Source organism: Paractinoplanes abujensis (assembly GCF_014204895.1).
GTDB classification, from domain to species: Bacteria; Actinomycetota; Actinomycetes; order Mycobacteriales; family Micromonosporaceae; genus Actinoplanes; species Actinoplanes abujensis.
On the sequence record NZ_JACHMF010000001.1, the window covers coordinates 8,678,310 to 8,696,102 of the forward strand.

At 71.1% G+C, this 17,793-nt stretch carries 16 protein-coding genes and 1 pseudogene; 5 read left to right on the forward strand and 12 right to left on the reverse strand.

Features of this window, described 5'->3' with window-relative positions; genetic code table 11:
* Together BKA14_RS40005 and BKA14_RS40010 are read left to right on the forward strand one after the other, a co-directional pair.
* Positions 1-1,104, forward strand: a complete 1,104-nt coding sequence (locus BKA14_RS40005; RefSeq protein WP_184955918.1) for a sensor histidine kinase — start codon at positions 1-3, stop codon at positions 1,102-1,104.
* The gene (locus BKA14_RS40010) at positions 1,092-1,742 is read left to right on the forward strand and encodes a response regulator transcription factor (protein ID WP_203722139.1); all 651 of its coding nucleotides are present in this window, start codon (positions 1,092-1,094) and stop codon (positions 1,740-1,742) included. The genes BKA14_RS40005 and BKA14_RS40010 overlap by 13 nt, the downstream gene beginning before the upstream one ends.
* Here the strand turns inward: BKA14_RS40010 and BKA14_RS40015 are convergent.
* From BKA14_RS40015 to BKA14_RS40030, 4 genes are all read right to left on the reverse strand, one after another.
* Entirely contained in the window at positions 1,681-3,222 is a 1,542-nt protein-coding gene (locus BKA14_RS40015; RefSeq protein ID WP_184955919.1) for a glycoside hydrolase family 130 protein, read from the reverse strand. The two genes, BKA14_RS40010 and BKA14_RS40015, sit on opposite strands and share 62 nt — an antisense overlap.
* Positions 3,223-3,230: 8 nt before the next feature.
* The gene (locus tag BKA14_RS40020; protein WP_184955921.1) at positions 3,231-4,316 is read right to left on the reverse strand and encodes a glycosyltransferase; all 1,086 of its coding nucleotides are present in this window, start codon (positions 4,314-4,316) and stop codon (positions 3,231-3,233) included.
* Positions 4,313-5,461, reverse strand: a complete 1,149-nt coding sequence (locus BKA14_RS40025) for a glycosyltransferase (protein ID WP_184955922.1) — start codon at positions 5,459-5,461, stop codon at positions 4,313-4,315. The genes BKA14_RS40020 and BKA14_RS40025 overlap by 4 nt, the downstream gene beginning before the upstream one ends.
* Positions 5,462-5,594: 133 nt before the next feature.
* Positions 5,595-6,596 (reverse strand): glycosyltransferase family 4 protein, encoded by a 1,002-nt coding sequence (locus tag BKA14_RS40030; protein ID WP_203722137.1) that lies wholly within the window; start codon positions 6,594-6,596, stop codon positions 5,595-5,597.
* 82 nt (positions 6,597-6,678) lie between these two features.
* On the opposite strand from BKA14_RS40030, the gene BKA14_RS40035 reads away from it, so the two are divergent.
* Positions 6,679-8,373, forward strand: a complete 1,695-nt coding sequence (locus BKA14_RS40035) for a glycoside hydrolase family 13 protein (RefSeq protein ID WP_184955924.1) — start codon at positions 6,679-6,681, stop codon at positions 8,371-8,373.
* Here the strand turns inward: BKA14_RS40035 and BKA14_RS40040 are convergent.
* Both BKA14_RS40040 and BKA14_RS40045 read right to left on the reverse strand, forming a co-directional pair.
* Positions 8,363-8,509 carry a hypothetical protein gene (locus BKA14_RS40040; protein ID WP_184955926.1) on the reverse strand — a complete coding sequence of 49 codons (147 nt, stop codon included), beginning with the start codon at positions 8,507-8,509 and terminating at the stop codon, positions 8,363-8,365. The two genes, BKA14_RS40035 and BKA14_RS40040, sit on opposite strands and share 11 nt — an antisense overlap.
* Before the next feature lie 56 nt (positions 8,510-8,565).
* Positions 8,566-10,119, reverse strand: coding sequence for a CocE/NonD family hydrolase (locus tag BKA14_RS40045; protein ID WP_184955927.1), 1,554 nt, complete (start codon positions 10,117-10,119; stop codon positions 8,566-8,568).
* A gap of 54 nt (positions 10,120-10,173) precedes the next feature.
* Between BKA14_RS40045 and BKA14_RS40050 the strand changes: the two genes are divergently transcribed.
* Complete coding sequence (locus BKA14_RS40050; protein WP_184955928.1) at positions 10,174-10,806, forward strand: TetR/AcrR family transcriptional regulator; 633 nt, start codon at positions 10,174-10,176, stop codon at positions 10,804-10,806.
* Here BKA14_RS40050 and BKA14_RS40055 read toward each other — a convergent pair.
* The 5 genes and pseudogenes from BKA14_RS40055 to BKA14_RS40070 all read right to left on the reverse strand — a co-directional run bounded on the left by BKA14_RS40055 (position 10,795) and on the right by BKA14_RS40070 (position 15,758).
* Positions 10,795-11,160: a VOC family protein gene (locus tag BKA14_RS40055; RefSeq protein ID WP_184955930.1), complete on the reverse strand. Its 366-nt coding sequence runs from the start codon at positions 11,158-11,160 to the stop codon at positions 10,795-10,797. The two genes, BKA14_RS40050 and BKA14_RS40055, sit on opposite strands and share 12 nt — an antisense overlap.
* 44 nt (positions 11,161-11,204) lie before the next feature.
* Entirely contained in the window at positions 11,205-12,683 is a 1,479-nt protein-coding gene (locus BKA14_RS40060) for an N-acetylmuramoyl-L-alanine amidase (RefSeq protein ID WP_184955931.1), read from the reverse strand.
* 768 nt (positions 12,684-13,451) lie between these two features.
* Positions 13,452-14,018 (reverse strand): annotated as a pseudogene (locus tag BKA14_RS45795) (hypothetical protein); the annotation flags it as partial.
* A 73-nt stretch (positions 14,019-14,091) separates the two neighbouring features.
* Complete coding sequence (locus BKA14_RS40065) at positions 14,092-14,562, reverse strand: NUDIX hydrolase (protein WP_184955932.1); 471 nt, start codon at positions 14,560-14,562, stop codon at positions 14,092-14,094.
* 2 nt (positions 14,563-14,564) lie between these two features.
* Entirely contained in the window at positions 14,565-15,758 is a 1,194-nt protein-coding gene (locus BKA14_RS40070) for an FAD-dependent monooxygenase (protein ID WP_184955934.1), read from the reverse strand.
* An 80-nt stretch (positions 15,759-15,838) separates the two neighbouring features.
* On the opposite strand from BKA14_RS40070, the gene BKA14_RS40075 reads away from it, so the two are divergent.
* Entirely contained in the window at positions 15,839-16,744 is a 906-nt protein-coding gene (locus BKA14_RS40075; protein WP_184955936.1) for a TetR/AcrR family transcriptional regulator C-terminal domain-containing protein, read from the forward strand.
* 12 nt (positions 16,745-16,756) lie between these two features.
* On the opposite strand, the gene BKA14_RS40080 is transcribed toward BKA14_RS40075, so the two are convergent.
* Positions 16,757-17,662: an NADP-dependent oxidoreductase gene (locus tag BKA14_RS40080; RefSeq protein WP_184955938.1), complete on the reverse strand. Its 906-nt coding sequence runs from the start codon at positions 17,660-17,662 to the stop codon at positions 16,757-16,759.
* Between the last annotated feature and the right edge of the window lie 131 nt (positions 17,663-17,793).

The window sequence follows — 17,793 nt, forward strand, 5'->3', positions numbered from 1 at the left end:
ATGAGGAGATGGCTGCTGGACGCGGCGGTGGCCCTGGCGGCCACCGGGCTCGGCACCTTCTTCATGACCAACTCCCTCTCGGAGGAGGGCGGGGCGCCGCTCGCGCTGGAAATCACCCTCGGTGCCCTGGCCGCCCTGGGGCTGGTCCTGTTCCGGCGCACCCGTCCCGTCACGCTCGCGCTGGTCCTGCTGCCTCTGGCCATCTTGTTCGCGATGCCCATGGGCGCCCTGCCGTTCGCGTTGTTCGCGGTCGGGCTCCATCGGCGGCCCTGGGTCGTGGCCGGCCTGACCACGCTGCACGCCACACTGGTCGCGGTCATCTACCGGGCCGCGCTGGGCACGACCGACGTCTATTACGAGACCGTCCTGTTCCTGCTCCTGCTGCACGTCAGCGCGGTCGCGGCGGCGATGGTGACCCGCTCGCACCGTCAGCTGGTGGCGTCGTGGGCGGCCCGCGCCCGCGAGGCGGAGGAGGGGCAGCGGCTGCGCGTCGAGCAGGCCCGCCTGGCCGAGCGGGAGCGCCTGGCCCGCGAGATGCACGACGTGCTGGCCCATCGCATCTCGCTGCTCGCCGTGCACGCCGGGGCGTTGGAGGTGCGCCGGGAGTCCTCGGCCGAGGAGCAGCGGGCGGCCGGGGTGATCCGTGAATGCGCGTACGACGCCCTGGAGGATCTGCGCTCGGTGATCCATGTGCTGCGGGCTCCGACCGAGGATCAGCCCCAGCCCACGCTGGGTGACGTGCCGGCCCTGGTCGAGCAGTCACGGGTGGCCGGGGCCGAGGTCGGCCTGACCCTGGACGGCGAGCAGGACGTGCCCGAGAGCGTGGGCCGGCACGCCTACCGGATCGTGCAGGAGGCGCTGACCAACGCGCGCAAACACGCGCCCGGCGCCCCGGTCGAGGTGGCCATCAGCGGCAGCGCCCGGCACGGGCTCGAGGTGGCCGTGCGGAACGCGTTGAAGGGCCAGGAGCCGAGCATGCCGGGTGCGGGGGCGGGGCTGACCGGGCTGCGGGAGAGGGTCGCGCTGGCCGGTGGGCGCATCGAGCACGGCCCGACGGCGGCCGGCGAGTTCCGTCTGCGAGCCTGGTTGCCGTGGCCACCGTAAAAGTCCTGCTCGTCGACGACGACGCCCTCGTACGGGCCGGGTTGACCATGATGCTCGGCGCGTTCGACGACCTTCAGGTGGTCGGGGCGATCGCCGACGGCACCGAGGTGGCCGCGGCCGTCAACTCGCACCGGCCCGACGTCGTGCTGATGGACATCCGGATGCCGGGTCTCGACGGGCTCACCGCCACCGAGAAGCTGCGCGAGCGCAAGGACCCGCCCGAGGTCATCGTGCTGACGACCTTCGACACCGACGAGCACGTGCTGCGGGCGCTGCGCGCCGGGGCGGGCGGTTTCCTGCTCAAGCACACCCCGCCGCGGGAGATCGCCGACGCCGTACGCCGGGTCGCGGGCGGGGAACCGATGATGTCGCCCGAGGTGCTGCGAAAAATGATCGGCCTGGTCTCCGGGGTCGGCGTCGATCCCAGCCGGGACCGGGCGCGCGCGGCCCTGCAGCGGCTCAGCCCGAGCGAGCGTGATGTCGCCGGGCTGATCGCCGAGGGCCGCACCAATCAGGAGATCGCGACGGAGCTGCTGATGAGCACCGCCACCGTCAAGGCGTACGTGTCCCGGATCTTCACGAAGCTGACGCTGACGAACCGGGTGCAGATCGCCCTGCTGGTGCACGACGCCCGGTGACCTTGCGGCCGGTCGGCACCATCCGGGCCAGCAGCGCGTCCAGCGGCATGCTGGCGAACCCGATCCGTACGTCGCTGGCCCCGTACGGCATCCAGAACCGCCCGTCGTGCACGAGCCCACCGCACGAGTAGAGCACGTTGGGCACGTACCCCTCACGTTCGACGTCGTCCGGGTCGAGCAGGCCCTCGGGCAGGTCGGCCAGCACCTTGGACGGGTCCTCCAGGTCGAGCAGCATCGCGCCGATCGCGTACCGCCGCATCGGGCCCACGCCGTGGGTGAGCACCAGCCAGCCGGCCTCGGTCTCGATCGGCGAGCCGCAGTTGCCGACCTGGATCAGATCCCAGCCCCGGTGCGGCATGAGCAGCGGCGCCGACAGCTGCCAGCGGTGCTGCTCGTCGCGGACGGCCAGGCCCAGCGTCTCGCCGTCGTTGCGGCACAGCGCCATCTTCTGCCCGTTGATGTAGCGCGGGAACAGCGCCACGCCCTTGTTGCGCGCGGCCGGCCCGCTCATCCGGGTCACCTCGAAGTGCCGCAGGTCGCGTGTGAAGATCACCCGCCCCGAGATCTGCCGCCCGTCGTACGCGGTGTAGGTCGCCTGGTAGACGTGCCGGCCGTCGGGGTCGGTGACGCGCACGAACCGGGCGTCCTCCATGCCGTTGCTCTCGGCCGGGGTCGCGGGCCACATGACCCGCTGGTGCAGCGGCACCGCGCACGGGAACTGCAGCGCGTAGTCCTCGGAGACGACGTGCCGGATCCGGTCGATCGTCTCCTGCGCGTGCGGGCGGGCCAGCAGTTCGCCCGGCACGTGCGAGATGACGTCCTCGAACTCGACGTCGGTGAACCGCTCGGGCAGCACCGAGATCACGTACGAGGACGCCTCGTTGTCGATCTCGGCGTCGATCAGCGCCGCCGCCAGCTGGTTCTTCCAGTGTGTGGCGTCGACCCGCTGCCCGACCGTGAGCGGGCCGTCGCGGTCCTCCATCCGCAGCTGATCGCCGGGCCCGAGCACGGCGGAGCAGAACCCGATCGACGAGATGTGCCCCTCGCCGATCTGGCGCAGGCTGATCGCCACCCGCAGCTCGCCCGGTTCGAGACCGGCCTGGTCGGGGTGCACGACCATCGACGGGTTGCACAGGGCAGCTGCCTCGATGGCGAACTCGTGGCTGAAGTACGCCCCGATCAGCGTGCGCGCGGTCGGCGACAGCTCGATCTCGGGCGGCACCCGGTGCTGCACCAGGTCGTAGTGGTGCTGGAACGTGCCCAGCAGGTCGTGGTGGCGGCCGCCGAAGCGGGTCAGCACGTCGTCCAGCATGCGGCTGATCTCGTCCTCGTCGAGCTGCATGATGCGCTCGATCAGACGGCCGGCCCGGTTCTTGACGGTGTGCGAGTCCTCGCCCGGGACGAACAGCTTGATGACGACGCGTCGGCCATCCGGCTGCATGACGACGTCGTGCCTGATGATCGTGTCTTGTTTGTTCATGGTTGCGGTCACGCTAGGCCGCCTGACGGTCGGGTCGCGCTCCGGGTCGCCAGCGTGCGGGCGTGCTGCAACGTGGAGACGAGCGCGAGGGTGGATTCGGCTCCTTGATTCACATTAGGGCCACTTACCGTCAGTCCGTCATAACATCCGCCGGTTAACGGGTCGTACATCGGTTTCTGCCCGTCGTTGTCGCCCAGGAACCACGCGATCGCCCGGAACAGCTGCTCGTCCCAGCGGTCGTCGCCGGTGACCGCGGCCGCGGTGGCGCAGGCGTCGGCGGTCGCCGCGGCCTCGATCGGCTGCTGGTCGTAGCGGTGCTTGGGCACGCCGGGACGCCACCCGCCGACCGGCACGACCGACAGGTGCCCGTCGTGGTCCTGTTCGCGGCAGAGCCAGGCCAGCATCTTGAGCCCGGCCCGCAGCAGCGGCTCCTCGCCGAGCAGGTCGCCCGCCGCGATCAGCACCTCGGCCAGGGCCGGGTTGGAGTAGGTGAGCTCGGGCTCGGGCCAGACCCAGTCCGCCTGGGCCGACGGCAGGCCGATCACCGTGGCCGCGTCGGCCAGCAGCTCGGCCGCCGGGGCCGACCGGGGGTCGCTGCGCAGCACCTCGGCCGCGCCCAGCCCGGCGAACGCCATGGCCCGGGCCCACGGCGACCGCGTACGGCAGCCGGCCAGGAACGCGTTGAGCGCCTCGCGCCGGATCCACGGGACGGTCGACCGTCCGGCCGCGGTGCCCAGCCCCCACAGGGCGCGCCCCCACCAGTCGCCGGTCGACGGCTCGTCCTCCCACACCCGGGAGTACGAGAACCGGTTGCGGAAGCCGCCGTCCGGGCCCGCGGCGTGGGTCAGGAAGGCCAGGTAGCGCTCGGCCAGCCCGGCCAGCTGGGCCGTGGGCCGAGGCTCGCGGCAGATCAGCAGCAGGCCGCGCGACACGTCGTCGACGCAGTAGCCGTGCTCGCGCCGCACGATCGCGTTACGGGCGTGCTCGAGCAGGCCGGTGTCGTCGGAGAGCCGGACGACGTGCGACCAGTCGGGCGGGGGCGCGTCGGCGAGCTGGATGGGCGGCGGGACGAGGCGGAGTCCGTTCGTCGTCACGCGGGCACCGACGCGACCAGGGGCGTACGGGTGGCGAGCAGGCGGGTGGCCAGCGACTGGTAGCGGGCGGCGACGGCCGGCCAGCGCAGGGTGGGGCCGCCGGCCAGCCCGGTCAGGCCGAGCGACAGGCCGGGCTCGGCCAGCGCGTGCCGGATCGCCGAGGCCATGGCCTCCGGGTCCTGATGCGGCACGAGCAGGCCCGGTCCGTCGGCCAGCAGCTCCACGGCGTGCGGGAACTCGGTCGCCACGACCGGGATCCCCGCCGCGACGGCCTCGATCAGCACCCCCGAGGTGACCTGTTCGGTGGAGTCGTAGGGCAGCACCACCACGTCGGCCGAGCGGATCAGCCGGGACAGCTCGTCCTCCTCCAGGTACGCGTCCTCCCACCGCACCGCGCCGGTCACCCCGAGCGTGGCCGCCAGGTCCTTGAGCGAGTCGCGGTACACGTCGCCGAAGTGTTCGAGCACCTTCGGGTGGGTGCGCCCGGCCACCGTGTAGACCGGCGCCGGATCGAGGTCGCCCAGCAGCGCGAGGGCCCGCAGCGCCCACTCGATGCCCTTGCCCGGCCCGAGCAGGCCCCAGGTCAGCAGGTTGGGGCGGTCGTGGTCCTCGCGGGGCACGGCGCCGCGGCTGGCCGCGCCGTGCGGGATCACCGAGATCTTGCGCGGGTCGACGTCGTAGCCCGTGGTCAGCCGTAGCCGGGCGGTGTCGGTCATCGTGACGACCGCGTCGGCGGTGGCCGCGATCCGCTCGAGCACCTGCCGCTGCAGCGGGTCGGGCGAGCTGAGCACGGTGTGCAGCACGACGATCGAGGGCACGGTCAGGGCGCGCAGCAGCGGGAGCACCTCGTTGCCGGCGTCGCCGGGGTAGATACCGTACTCGTGCTGGATGATCGCCACGTCGTAGCGGTTGAGCACGCCGGCCGCCGGCTGCCACCCGCCGGGGGTGTCGGTGTGCCAGGTGTGCACGGTTCGCGGCGCGGCCCGGTCGAGTTCGATTCCGCCGCTCACGCTGTCCTTGGCCAGCAGCCGGACGACTCCCGAGCCGCCGCCATTGGCCAGGTGCGTGGCCAGTGCGGCATTGAACGTCGCCAACCCGCATTGGGTCGGCGGGTAAGTGCTCAGGAAACCGTACGTCGCGGGCATGACTAGGCCTTTCTCGCGGCTCAGGGCACGCGGACAGGCTGACGGCGGCCGCGTACAAACGGCAATGCGAAGTTTCGCGAAATTGCTCGGCGTAACGTGCAATTCACAAAGTGACGTTAACAAGAACCGCTATTCAGCCGACGATTTTCCGGTAAATCTCCAGGTAGTTCTCAACCATCCGGTCGCGGGAGAACCGTTCCCGGGCCCGCTGCGCGCAACCTGCCCGGTCGATGTTGTGCACCCGGCCGACGGCCGCCACCGCCTCGTCCACGTTCGCGACGAGATGCCCGGTTACGCCCTCGTCGACCACTTCGGGCATCGAGCCCTTCCGGTACGCGATCACGGGCGTCCCGCAGGCCATCGACTCCACCACCGACAGGCCGAACGGCTCGGCGAACCGGATCGGATGCAGCAGTGCCAGCCCGGAACCGAGAATCGCGCCGCGCTCGTCCGGCCCGACCGAGCCCCGGTAGACCACGCGGTCGCCGTCGATCCGCGGCTCGATCAGCTCCTCGAAGTACGCCCGGTCCTGCACGATCCCGCACATCACCAGCCGCCGGCCGGCCCGCGCGGCGATCTCGATGGCCCGGTCGGTGCCCTTGTCGGGGTGGATGCGGCCGAAGAGGATCAGGTCGTCTCCCGCGGTTTCGGTCACGGGCAGCCCGTCCAGGTCGATGCCGTGGTGCACGGTGCCGACGTAGTCGAGGTCGGGCGAGCGGTCGCTGTCCGAGATCGACACGTACGCGGACCGGCCGCGGCGGTACGCGGGCAGGATGTTCGATCCGGAGAAGCCGTGGATGGTCGTCACCATGGGCGCCCGGCACGACTGCGAGAACGCCAGCGGCAGCCAGTCCAGGTGGTTGTGCACGAGGTCGAACTCACCCGAGCGGGCCAGCGCGTGCCCGACGTGCAGCGCCTCCCAGACCCGGCCGTCCAGCTCGGCGTTCTCCTCGTAACCGGTCGGCGCGACCCCGTCCAGGCCGGCCTTGGTGATCGAGTCCAGGGTGGCGAACAGCGTCACGTCGATGCCGCGTTCCACCAGGCCCTCGGTGATCAGGCTGGTCACAAGTTCCCAGGGGCCGTAATGCAGGGGCGGGGTTCGCCACGCGATCGGGCCGAGCATGGCCACCTTCACGACAAATGCCTCATTCCGGTAGTTAACACGTGCTTAGTATGCCCACCGGTTTGACCGGGCGTTCTCGTGTTAGAGAAGACCCATGACGGATCTCTGGTGGAAGAGCGCGGTCGTTTACCAGATCTACCCGCGAAGCTTCGCGGACGCCGACGGCGACGGCATGGGTGATCTGCGGGGCATCATCGCCCACCTGGACCATCTGGCCGAACTGGGTGTCGACGTCATCTGGCTGTCCCCGATCTATCCGTCGCCGCAGGACGACAACGGTTACGACATCAGCGACTACCAGGACATCGAGCCGGTCTTCGGCACCCTCGAGATCTTCGACGAGCTGCTGGCCGGGGTGCACGCCCGCGGCATGAAGCTGGTCATGGACCTGGTCGTCAACCACTCCTCGGACGAGCACCCCTGGTTCGTCGAGAGCCGGTCGAGCAAGGACAACCCGAAACGCGACTGGTACTGGTGGCAGCCCGCCCGCGAGGGCCTCGAGCCCGGCACGCCCGGGGCCGAGCCGACCAACTGGGGTTCGGTGTTCGGCGGCTCGGCCTGGGAGCTCGACGAGAAGACCGGCGAGTACTACCTGCACCTGTTCTCGAAGAAGCAGCCCGACCTCAACTGGGAGAACCCGGAGGTCCGGGAGGCCGTCTACGCGATGATGAACTGGTGGCTCGACCGGGGCATCGACGGCTTCCGGATGGACGTCATCAACATGATTTCCAAGGTGCTGCCGCTGCCCGACGGCCGCGTGGTCGCCGGTTCCTCGTACGGAGACGGCTCGGCCGGGTTCATCAACGGCCCCCGGCTGCACGAGTTCCTCCAGGAGATGCACGCCAAGGTCTTCGCCGGCCGCGACGCCAAGCTGACCGTGGGCGAGATGCCCGGCGTGACGGTGGACGAGGCGATCCTGTTCACCGACCCCGCGCGGCACGAGGTCGACATGGTCTTCCAGTTCGACCACGTCTGGGCCGACCGCGGCGCCGACCCCTGGCTGCTGATGCCGCTGCAGCTCACGAACCTGAAAGCGATCTTCAACCGGTGGCAGGCGGGGCTGGCCGAGGTGGGCTGGAACAGCCTCTACTGGAACAACCACGACCAGCCGCGCGCGGTCTCGCGATACGGCGACGACAGTCCCGACCACCGGGTGGCGTCGGCCAAGATGCTCGGCACGGTGCTGCACCTGCACCGCGGCACGCCCTACGTCTACCAGGGCGAAGAGCTGGGAATGACCAACTTCCCCTTCCGTACGATCGACGACTTCCGCGACATCGAGGCGCTCGGGCAGTACGCGCAGGCCACCGGTCAGGAGGGCCGCTCGCCCGAGGAGGTGCTCACCGTGCTGCGGGCCCGCGGTCGCGACAACGCCCGTACGCCGATGCAGTGGGACACCTCGGAGCACGCCGGCTTCACCACCGGGACGCCGTGGCTGGCCGTCAACCCGAACTATCCCGAGATCAACGCCGAGGCCGCGCGGGCCGACCCCGACTCGGTCTTCCACTACTACCGCAAGCTGATCGAGCTGCGGCACACCGAGCCCACGGTCGTCGACGGCGACTTCACGATGGTGCTGCCCAACCACGAGCAGCTGTACGCCTTCACCCGTCGCCTCGGCGACACGGAACTGCTGGTGATCGGCAACTTCTCCGGCTCCGCGGTCAAGGCCGAACTGGACGACGACTGGTCGGGCGCGGAACTGCTGCTCACCAACCTGGCCACGGCCCCGCAGGATCTGACGCTGGAGCCGTGGCAGGCGGTCATTTACCGGCGTGTCACGCAGTGAGGACGGGCCAGGCGTAGGCGAGCAGGGCGAAAGCGGCGCCGAGCAGGGCCAGGCTCACGCCGCGGGTCGTGATCGGCAGGGCCGCGAGCACGAGCAGGATGATCGCGATGATGTAGAAGACGCCCTGGGTGGACATGACACTCCTCGATAGTGGGGGTAGCGGCGCACGTGTTACCCCCACGCCGAGGACGGCTAAACCATGGTCAACTCCAGAATGGAGCCGGGGTGGACAGTCGTCTCGGTCGGCACCAGCTCGGTGGCCCAGCCGGGTGGCTCGCCGGTGCCGTAGTTGCGCAGGTAACGCGGATGGGCGCCGCCGCTCACCTGCACCCGTACGCGATGGCCGGGCCGGAACACGTGGGCGGTGTGGCCCAGGTCGACGACGTGCCGGGCGCCGGCCGTGATCCGGGTCAGCCCGTCGCAGATGTTGATCGACCGGCCGGCCGGGTCGACGTCGCACAGCCGGACGAAAAGATCCCCGCTGGCCGCCGTCGTCGAAGCGTCCAGCTCGGCGCGGACGGGGCCCATCACCGTCAGCGGCTCCTCCAGCGGCTTGCCGGTGAACAGCAGCACGTCGGCCCGCCTCTCCAGCGGCGCGTTGTCGACCTGGCCCTGCGTCGGTGACTGCAGCGGGCCGCCGATCGACGGGGTCGGGTCGGCCGGGTCGTAGCGGAACGACCACCCGCGCTCGGCCGTGAGCTGGTCGAGCGGCAGGGCCAGCGGGCGGGCGCCCGGCGGCGGCCACGCGGGCAGGTCGCGCCACTCGCCGACGCCGCCGACGTGCACCCGTACCTGATAGGCCGGAGGCTCGCGGCGCAACCGGCGCATCGCCTGGGCGAACACCTCGGGCCAGTCCCGCTCGAGATAGTTCGTGTGCGTCCACGGGCCGATCAGCAGGTCGACGTCGCGTCCGGCCGCCCGCATGGCGATGTACTGCTCGATGACCTGGCTCGGCGCGAGATCCCACCAGCCCGTGAGCAGGCTGGTCGGCACGTCCATGGCCGCGGTCACCTTGGTCATGTCGACGTCCTGCCAGAACTCCGGCTCGGGGTGGTCGAGCCACTCCTCGAGCGCCGGCCGCCGCCCCCCGATGGCCGACGGATAGGCGTCCAGGAGTGGGAGTCCGAGGGTGGCCCGGCTCATCCGGCGTCTCATGCGGAGCGCGCCGCGCAGCATGCCCCACGCGGTGACCTCGCCCTGCACCAGGCTGAGGCCGCCGACGATCGACCGCTCCAGCGCGAACGCGCCGCCGGGCCAGAAAAACTTGTGCGGATCGGTCACGCCGACCTGCATCACGGCGCCCCGCCACTCGGGCGGCGCGTCGACGGCCAGGGCGGCCTGCGTGTAGGTCATGTAGCTGGCACCCACAGTGAACAGGTCGCCGGTGAACCAGCGCTGCTTGCGCAGCCACTCGACAGTGGCCCGGCCGTCGGCCGTCTCGTTGCGCCAGGTGTGGAACCGGCCGCCCGACCCGCCCGTGCCGCGGCTGCTCTGCATCACCACGTGGAAGCCCTGCTCGGCGAAGCGGACGCCGAAGAACAGATTGAAGGGGAAACCACTTCGCACGTACGGGGCCCGGACGAGCACGGTCGGGCAGGGCTCGCTGGTCACCGGGGCGTAGTGGTCGGTCATCAGCGGGCTTCCGTCGGCTGCGGGAACCGTCAGGGCGGTCTCACGGCGGACCTCGTACGGGGCCTCGGGGCCCCGGCGGGCCAGGAGTCGAAGGGACAGTGGCAGTCTTCGCATAGCTACCCCCGCATTTATCGTACGTCGTACCGGAAATACTAGCAGGAGGTATCGATGCCCCGCGGACGCCCGCCGTCGCACACCCGGGAGCAGGTCGTGGAGGCCGCGATCAGGATCGCCGACGCCGAGGGTCTGGAGGCGGTCACGATGCGCCGGATCGCCCAGGAGCTCGGGGCGGGCGCGATGTCGCTCTACACGTACGTGCCCGACAAGGACCGGTTGCTCGACCTGATGGTCGACCGGGCCGGCGGCGACCTCACCATCGCCGCGGCCACCGGCGACTGGCGTACGGACCTGATCGCGCTGGCCGGGGCCCAGCGGCAGTTGATGCTCACACACCCGTGGCTGCCCGCGGCCCTGCCCAACCGGCGGCTCACCGGGCGCAACATGCTCGCTTACCTGGAGAAAGGTCTGGCCGCGCTCGCGCCGACCGGCCTCGACGGGCCGGCCAAGATGGAGATCATCGCGCTCATGACCGGCTTCGTGGCCTCGTTCGTCACGGCCGAGACGGGCCCTGCGACGCCGCAGGAGGAGCAGATCGCGCTGATCGGTGAGGCGGTCGCCAGCGGAGACTTCCCGGAACTGGCGGCGGCCCTGGCCGAAGGGGGCCAGGGCCGCGAGCCCGGTTTCGACCGCATCGCCGATTGGATGCTGACGGGCCTGGTGACGCAGGCCCTAGCTTTTTAGGCAGATGTCGAACGGGTGGCCCTCCGGGTCGAGCAGCACCCGCCATCGCTCCGGCTGGGGCTGCTCGACCGGCTTGGTCGCGCCCAAGGCCAGCGCCTGCTCCTCGCCCCGGTCCAGATCGTCGACGTAGAAGTCCAGGTGATAGCGCTTAGGTGCGCTCTCCCGGGGCCAGCCGGGGGCCGAATAACCCGGCACCCGGCCGAAGCCCAGGCTGGTCGAACCGTCGCCGATCATCGCGTACTCGTCCTGCGCGTGCAGCACCTCCCAGCCCAGCACCGCGGCGTAGAAGCGAGCCTGCGCGGCGGGATCGGACGCGTCCAGGTTGATCATGGCCAGTGTTGCGATTCCCCTCATGGACGCGATCCTTCCCCCGGAAGCTGACATCTTCTGTCAGTTACTCAGCGCAGATACACGAGACCGTCGAGCGCCACCCCCGGACGGCCGCTGGTGCCCTCGACCACCACCCGGACGGTGTGCTCGCCGCCCGTCGGCCACGAACGCGACCACACGACCCGGCGCGGCGCCGAACTCGCCGAGTGCAGATCGACCATGCCCTGCGGCCGTCCGTCGACGAACACCCCGACCCGGCCCGCGCGCGGACCCTGGCTGAACACCAGCGCGGCCGAGGTCCCGCTGAACGTCCAGCTCGCACTGGCCCCCCGCGTGCTCGAAGCGACCGCGGTGCCACCGAGATAGCCGCCGTTGCGCAGCGCGCGCCAGGCCCCGCGGCGCTGAGCCGAGACCTCCGAGACCACCCACGGCGTACGGGTGACGGTGGCGCTCGCGGCGTTCCCGGCCCGGTCGAGCGCTCGCACCGTGAACGGCGTGGCCCGGTTGGGCGGCGCCGCCACGTCCCTCGTACGCGCGGTCAAGCCCAAGTCGATCGCCAGCGGCCGGGTCAGCCCGACCGAGCCCAGCGCCACCCCGTCGCCGACGCTCCACCGCAGCCGCAACGGCACCGCCCCGGCGCTGACCGTGCCCGGCCGCAACGCGAGGGCCGGCTTGGCCGCGAAGACCGGGCTGTCCGCGTCGACGACGACCCGGCTGCTCACCGTGGTCGAACGGCCCGACAGGTGCATGGCCCGCACAGTCAAGGTGTGGCTGCCCGGCGTCAGGCGCAGGCGGGTCGTGCGGTGACTGTTCGGGACCGCGGTGCGCAGCACACCGTCCACCCACACCTCGAACCGGTTGATGAGCGCGCTCGGCGTGCTGGTCGTCCAGACCGGCTGGATCAGACCCCGGCTGAAGTAGCGCCGGGCCGCCAGCGCGGTGCCGCCGATCCGCAGCACGTGCACACCGGCCGGGGCGGCCCCGGCGACCGCGCGGATGCTCGGCAACTGGGCGTAGAGCGCGTTACCCGGGCAGGCGGTGAGGCCGGCGTCGCGATGCCCGGCGATCCGCCACAGGGTGGCCCGCTGACCCTTGGGGAACCGGGGGCCGCCGCCGGAGGTGAGCACGACCCGGCCGCCAGGAGCGTTCCCGTACGCCCCGAGCTTGTACGCGGCCACGGCAGCGATCACAGTCCGCACCCGTGGCGACACCCGCACACCGCCGTAGTTGCCGATCACCGCGATCGAACTGGCGTCGGCGTTGAACCCCGCGGTGTGCGCCCCCAGCACGGTGCGGCCGACCCCGCCGCGGCGGCCCTCGAACACCGTGCCGCACTTGTCGATCAGGAAGTTGTAGCCCACGTCGTCCCACCCGCGGCTGCGCACCTGATACGCCTGAATGCCACGCACAATGCTCGCCGACTGCGCACAGCTGTAGCCGTTCCCGGTGGCCGTGTGATGCACGAAGAAGACCTGCGTGGGCCCGGTGTATTCGGCGGTGCCCTTGACGATGGCCTCGTTGGCCCGCCAACCCCCGCGCGTGACCATCCGCGGCACGGGCCGCGCCGGCAACGGAACCGCCGACTTCCGCGCATCCCCACGCGCCACCGCCGCCGTCGCGCGCGACAACGCCGCAGTTCCGCGCGCGACATCGGCGGGCTTTCGCGCATCCTCACGCGACAACGCCGCCGTTCCGCGCGCGACATCGGCGGGCTTTCGCGCATCCTCACGCGACAACGCCGCCGTTCCGCGCGCGACATCGGCGGGCTTTCGCGCATCCTCACGCGACAACGCCGCCGCTCCGCGCGCGACATCGGCCGGCTTCCGCTCATCCCGAAGCGACAAGACCGTCGTTTGGCGCGCACTTCCGCGCAACAGCCCAAGTTCGCGCGCAGTCCCGCGCAATACATCGGGCGGCCTCCGCGCGATCCCACGCGACAACAACCCGGGTTCGCGCATCAAGTTGGGCGACCCCTGTGTAGCCCCGCGCACCACGTCCGCCGGTCCTCGTGCCGCCCCGCGCACCATGAATTCCGAATCGTGCGCAGCTGTGCGCGACGAGGTCGCGTACTCGTTCTCTGCTCGTTTGCGCGCGATGTCGTCTCCCCCCTGTGCGCGGGGAGTGTCGTTCAGTGCTCGTTTGCCGGCCACTTGCGACGGCCGGTCGCTCAGTGCTCGTTCGTGCGTGGAGTTGTCCGTTGCTTGTGCGCGCGAAGCGTCGTTCTGCGCCCGATCGCGCGCGGGTTGGTCCTGCGCGTCCGGGTTGATCAAGTCGAGGCGCAGGCCTTGGGGGAGCGGGTGGCCGGCGCCGGTTGCTCGGGCCTCGACCGCGTCTGAGGGGCCGACCCACAGCGGGTCGGAAGCACCCCGTACGTCGGCCGGAGCGTGACCGTCGGTCTCGAGCGTTTGCCACGGGGTCCACCGGGTCGAGCCGATCGCGCGCGTGCGCACCTGCACCTGTCCGTCGACCTCGGCGTGCGGGTCGGCCCAGGTGGCGCCGATCAGGCTGAACGGCGCGGCCGGCGTGACCGGGACAACAGAAGAGACCCCGCCACCGGACGAAGCTGTGCTGCCCGACGAGACCGTGCTGCCGGGTGCTGTCTCGCTGCCGGGCAGGACCGCTCTGCTCAGCGACGCCGTGGCGTTCGAGGCCGGCTCGGTGGTGGCGGAGAACCCGGAGCCGGCCGCACGACCGGCAATGGTGGTGAAAGCGAGTGTCTGCAGGGGCAGGGCGAGCAGCTGCGGCGGTTCGGGCTCGGCTGCTCGCGCCGGGATGCCGCCGGTGGCTGCGGTCAGGGCTACCAGTCCGGAGGCAGCAAGAAGTTTCGTCCGATTCCGGTGCACGTGTCCCCCCGTGGTCCTGGTTGATCGGCCAAGTGACACCTTGCGGGGTCACGCCCTGGTCCGTCCCGGGAATCACGAAGTAGCTCAGACATTTATGCCGGAAATGGGATCATCAACCACCGGGGTTCAGGTGGCCGTCCGCGGCCAGGTGGGCGAAGAGCGCGCGGTTGAACGGGTTCATCGCGGGCAGGCCGAGCGGGTCGAAGAACCGGAGGTCCGCGGTCTCCGGGTCCGTCACGTCGAGGTGCCCGGACCAGGACTCGGCCCGGTAGATCAGCGAGATCACCTGACATTGATCGCCGTTGGGGTAGACCAGGAAGCAGTCCGGGCCCGACCGTGCCGAGAGCAGGGTCAGCGCCCCGGCGAGAAGGCCGGTCTCCTCGCGCAGCTCCCGGCGGGCGGCATCCTCGAGTTGCTCGCCCGGTTCCACGGCACCGCCGGGGAGGCACCAGGTCCGGTCGTCGGAGCGTTCCTGCAGCAGGACCCGATGCCGGTGGTCACGGACGAGCACACCGGCCGCTGCCACGACCAGTGGTTCGTGGCCGACCAGCGCCCGCATCCGCGCCACGTAGGAGCCGCTCATGATCACAGGTTAGGGGTCAGGGCCGCGTAGTCCTTCAGCGTGATCGCTTCGGCTTTGGTGAAGTGGCCGGCCAGCAGGTGTTTCATCGGCCAGCGGCTCATCGAGTTCATCGACAGCGCGCGCAGGCGGATCGTCAGCCGGCTGTTGGGGGCGAAGGCCGCCATGCCGCCCGGGGGCAACTGGATGCCGTCGGCCACGTACGCGGCCATCGTGGACTGGTAGGCGGCGTACGCGGCCTCCGGCGACGTCGCCTCGGCCAGCTCGCCGGCCAGCACGTACGCGCCGACCAGGGCCAGGCTCGTGCCCAGGCCGGCCAGTGGGGAGCCGCAGTAGCCGGCGTCCCCCAGCAGCACCACCCGGCCGCGCGCCCAGCGGTCCACGCGCACCTGGTCGATGGAGTCGAAATAGAAGTCGTCGGCCCCGGGCAGGGCGGCCAGGAACGACGGCACCCGCCAGCCGACCCCGGCGAACCGTTCGGCGAGCAGCCGTTTCTGGCTCGCGCGGTCGAGCCGGCCCAGGCGTTCGGGGGTGCGGATGCTCAGGCTGGCTTTGGCCGTCCCACCGCGTTCGGGGCGCAGCCCGGCCACCCGGCCGCCGGGCGCGTTGAACATCAGGAACCAGTGGTCGAGGTCGCCGGGGTCGGGCACGGTGAAGTACGCGCCGTAACCGCCCAGCGGGCGGACGAACTCGGGCTCGGAGCCGAAGGTGAGCGCGCGCACTCCGGAGTGGACGCCGTCCGCGCCGACGACGATGTGGAAACGCTCGGTGCCGCCGCTCGCGAACGTGACGTCGACGCCGCCGTCGTCCTGACGCAGGGCCGTGATCCGGTCGCCGTAGCGATAGTCGGTAGTCGTGGCGGTGGCCTCGAGGAGGATGCGGGACAGGTCGCCCCGGGAGATCTCGATGTCGGCGACGATGCCCTCGCCACCGAAGAGGTCGGACGGCATCGACGCCAGGCGGCGGTCGCGGGCGTCGACCAGCGCGACGCCACGCTCGTCGACCCGGTCGGTCAGCACGGCGGGCATCAGTCCCATCCGCTCGACGACCGTGCGGGCGGTTCCCCGTACGTCGACCGCATGGCCGCCGGGGCGCGGGCCGGGCGCCCGCTCGATGACGGTCACGTCGGCCCCCGCGCGGTGCAACCACCAGGCCAGGGACGGACCCGCGATGCCGCCACCGGAGATCAGGACTCGCATCTGCGTACTGTGTCCTCGCATGTACTAGGACGTTAGAAGTGGGCCTGTCCGCACGCAAAGTGCCCTAGTACAGTGCCGTCATGGCGAGCGAGCGTACTAGTACGGAGGCCCCGTACCGGCGGATCGTGGGCGAGATCCGCCGGCGCATCGAGTCCGGCCTGCTGCAGCCGGGGGACCGCGTGCCGTCGGCTCGGGCGATCACCCGCGAGTGGGGCGTCGCGATCGCCACGGCCACCAAGGTGCACGCCACGCTGCGCGAACAGGGGTTGACGATCTCGCGGCCCGGCGTGGGCACGGTCGTCGCCGGGCCGGTGCCACGCCGCGAGCACGAGCTGAACCGGGACCGGATCGTGCGGGTCGCGACGGCGATCGCCGACGAGCACGGCATGGCCGAGCTGACCATGCGACGACTGGCGGCCGAGCTCGGCGTGGCCACGATGTCGCTCTACCGGCACGTGCCGGGGCGGGAGGAACTCGTCCTGGCAATGATGGATGTGGCTCTGGGAACGGTGCGGCTGCCGCCCCGGCCTCCGGCCGACTGGCGTGTTGCGCTCGAGGTGTGCGCTCGCGAGGAGTGGGCCGTCTTCCAGCGCCACCCGTGGCTGGGCCCGTCGATGTCGCTGACCCGTCCGCAGCTCGCGCCGAACGGGGTGCTGCTCACCGAGTGGGTGCTGACCGCGTTCGACGGCACGACCCTGACCGGCAGCGAACGCATGTACGTCCAGATTCTGCTGTTCACGTTCGTGCGGGGCCTCTCGACCGCCCTGGAGATCGAGAACGAGGCCGTCCGCGAAACCGGCATGACCGGCGAACAGTGGCTGCAAACGCAATCCGGCCTGCTCACCGGCATGATCGATTCCGGCGCGATCGATCACTTCCGCGAACTGACCGAGCACGGCTTCGATTTCGGCCTCGACCAGCTCTTCGAGTTCGGCCTGGCCCGCCTTCTCGACGGCATCGACCTCTTCGTCCAGGCCCGCAGCTGACGCGGCCGGCGGTTACGGCTCGACGATGAGCACGACCTTGCCGTGGCTGTGGCGGGACTCGACGGCCCGGTGCGCGTCGACCACGTCGGCGAGCGGGAAGGCCTGCACCGGCATGCGCACTTTGCCCTGCGCGGCCAGGTCGATCACGTGCGCGAGGCGTTTCGGGTCGCGGCCGGCGCGCACCACCCGGGCGCCGTGCTCGGCGGCGGCCTTGTCGTCGACGACCGTGCCGATGCGCTCGGGGGCGATGCCGAGTTGCACGGATTGCGCGATCGCTTCCGCCCCCGCACCGTCCAGCGCGACCGTCGGTTGCAGTCCGAGTTCGCGCACCTCGCTCACCAGCCCCGGGCCGTACGTGACCGGCACAGCACCCTGCCGCCGCACGCGGTCATGGTTCTCCGGGCTCGCCGAGCCGATCACCGTGGCCCCGGCCAGACGCGCGAGCTGCGTGGCGACAGTGCCGACACTGCCCGCGGCGGCGTGCACGAGCAGCACGTCACCCGGGCCGACCCCGAGTTCGAGCAGCGCGCCACCGGCGGTCTGGGCCGCGGCCACCAGGGCCGCGGCGGTCGGGAAGTCGACCTCGCGCGGCTTGCGCACCACGTTCTCGGCCGCCACGACCACCAGTTCCGCGTGACCGTTGAGCATCGTCGACCCGAGCACGGGGTCACCCACGGCCAGATCCCGTACGCCCGCACCCAGCGCGTCGATCACCCCGGCGTACTCCTGACCGATGGTCTGCGGAAACTCCACCTTGGCCCACGGCATGTTCCCCTGCCGCACGGCCACGTCGAAGGGCTGAACACCGGCGGCGAGCACGCGCACCCGCACCTCACCCGGCCCCGGCTGCGGGTCGGGGATGTGCACCACATGCAACACGTCGGCCGGACCGAACCTGTCGAACACAGCAGCTCTCATGCAGCGACTCTGCAAGCTGAACCGAGGTTGAAGTCAAGCGGACAAGGGCGACGAAGCGTCACGCGTCATCGACGCTGAGCTGTCCCGGATGGCCGGATAGGTCAGCTTTGGTCGCCGGGCGGTCACGATCG

Bases quoted from the DNA above. Each gene is read 5' to 3' on its own strand.
- BKA14_RS40005 (WP_184955918.1), top strand. From the start codon at position 1: ATGAGGAGATGGCTGCTGGACGCGGCGGTGGCCCTGGCGGCCACCGGG.
- BKA14_RS40015 (WP_184955919.1), bottom strand. From the start codon at position 3,222: ATGAACAAACAAGACACGATCATCAGGCACGACGTCGTCATGCAGCCG.
- BKA14_RS40025 (WP_184955922.1), bottom strand. From the start codon at position 5,461: ATGCCCGCGACGTACGGTTTCCTGAGCACTTACCCGCCGACCCAATGC.
- BKA14_RS40035 (WP_184955924.1), top strand. From the start codon at position 6,679: ATGACGGATCTCTGGTGGAAGAGCGCGGTCGTTTACCAGATCTACCCG.
- BKA14_RS40040 (WP_184955926.1), bottom strand. From the start codon at position 8,509: ATGTCCACCCAGGGCGTCTTCTACATCATCGCGATCATCCTGCTCGTG.
- BKA14_RS40045 (WP_184955927.1), bottom strand. From the start codon at position 10,119: ATGCGAAGACTGCCACTGTCCCTTCGACTCCTGGCCCGCCGGGGCCCC.
- BKA14_RS40050 (WP_184955928.1), top strand. From the start codon at position 10,174: ATGCCCCGCGGACGCCCGCCGTCGCACACCCGGGAGCAGGTCGTGGAG.
- BKA14_RS40055 (WP_184955930.1), bottom strand. From the start codon at position 11,160: ATGAGGGGAATCGCAACACTGGCCATGATCAACCTGGACGCGTCCGAT.
- BKA14_RS40060 (WP_184955931.1), bottom strand. From the start codon at position 12,683: ATGGTCACGCGCGGGGGTTGGCGGGCCAACGAGGCCATCGTCAAGGGC.
- BKA14_RS40065 (WP_184955932.1), bottom strand. From the start codon at position 14,562: ATGAGCGGCTCCTACGTGGCGCGGATGCGGGCGCTGGTCGGCCACGAA.
- BKA14_RS40070 (WP_184955934.1), bottom strand. From the start codon at position 15,758: ATGCGAGTCCTGATCTCCGGTGGCGGCATCGCGGGTCCGTCCCTGGCC.
- BKA14_RS40075 (WP_184955936.1), top strand. From the start codon at position 15,839: ATGGCGAGCGAGCGTACTAGTACGGAGGCCCCGTACCGGCGGATCGTG.
- BKA14_RS40080 (WP_184955938.1), bottom strand. From the start codon at position 17,662: ATGAGAGCTGCTGTGTTCGACAGGTTCGGTCCGGCCGACGTGTTGCAT.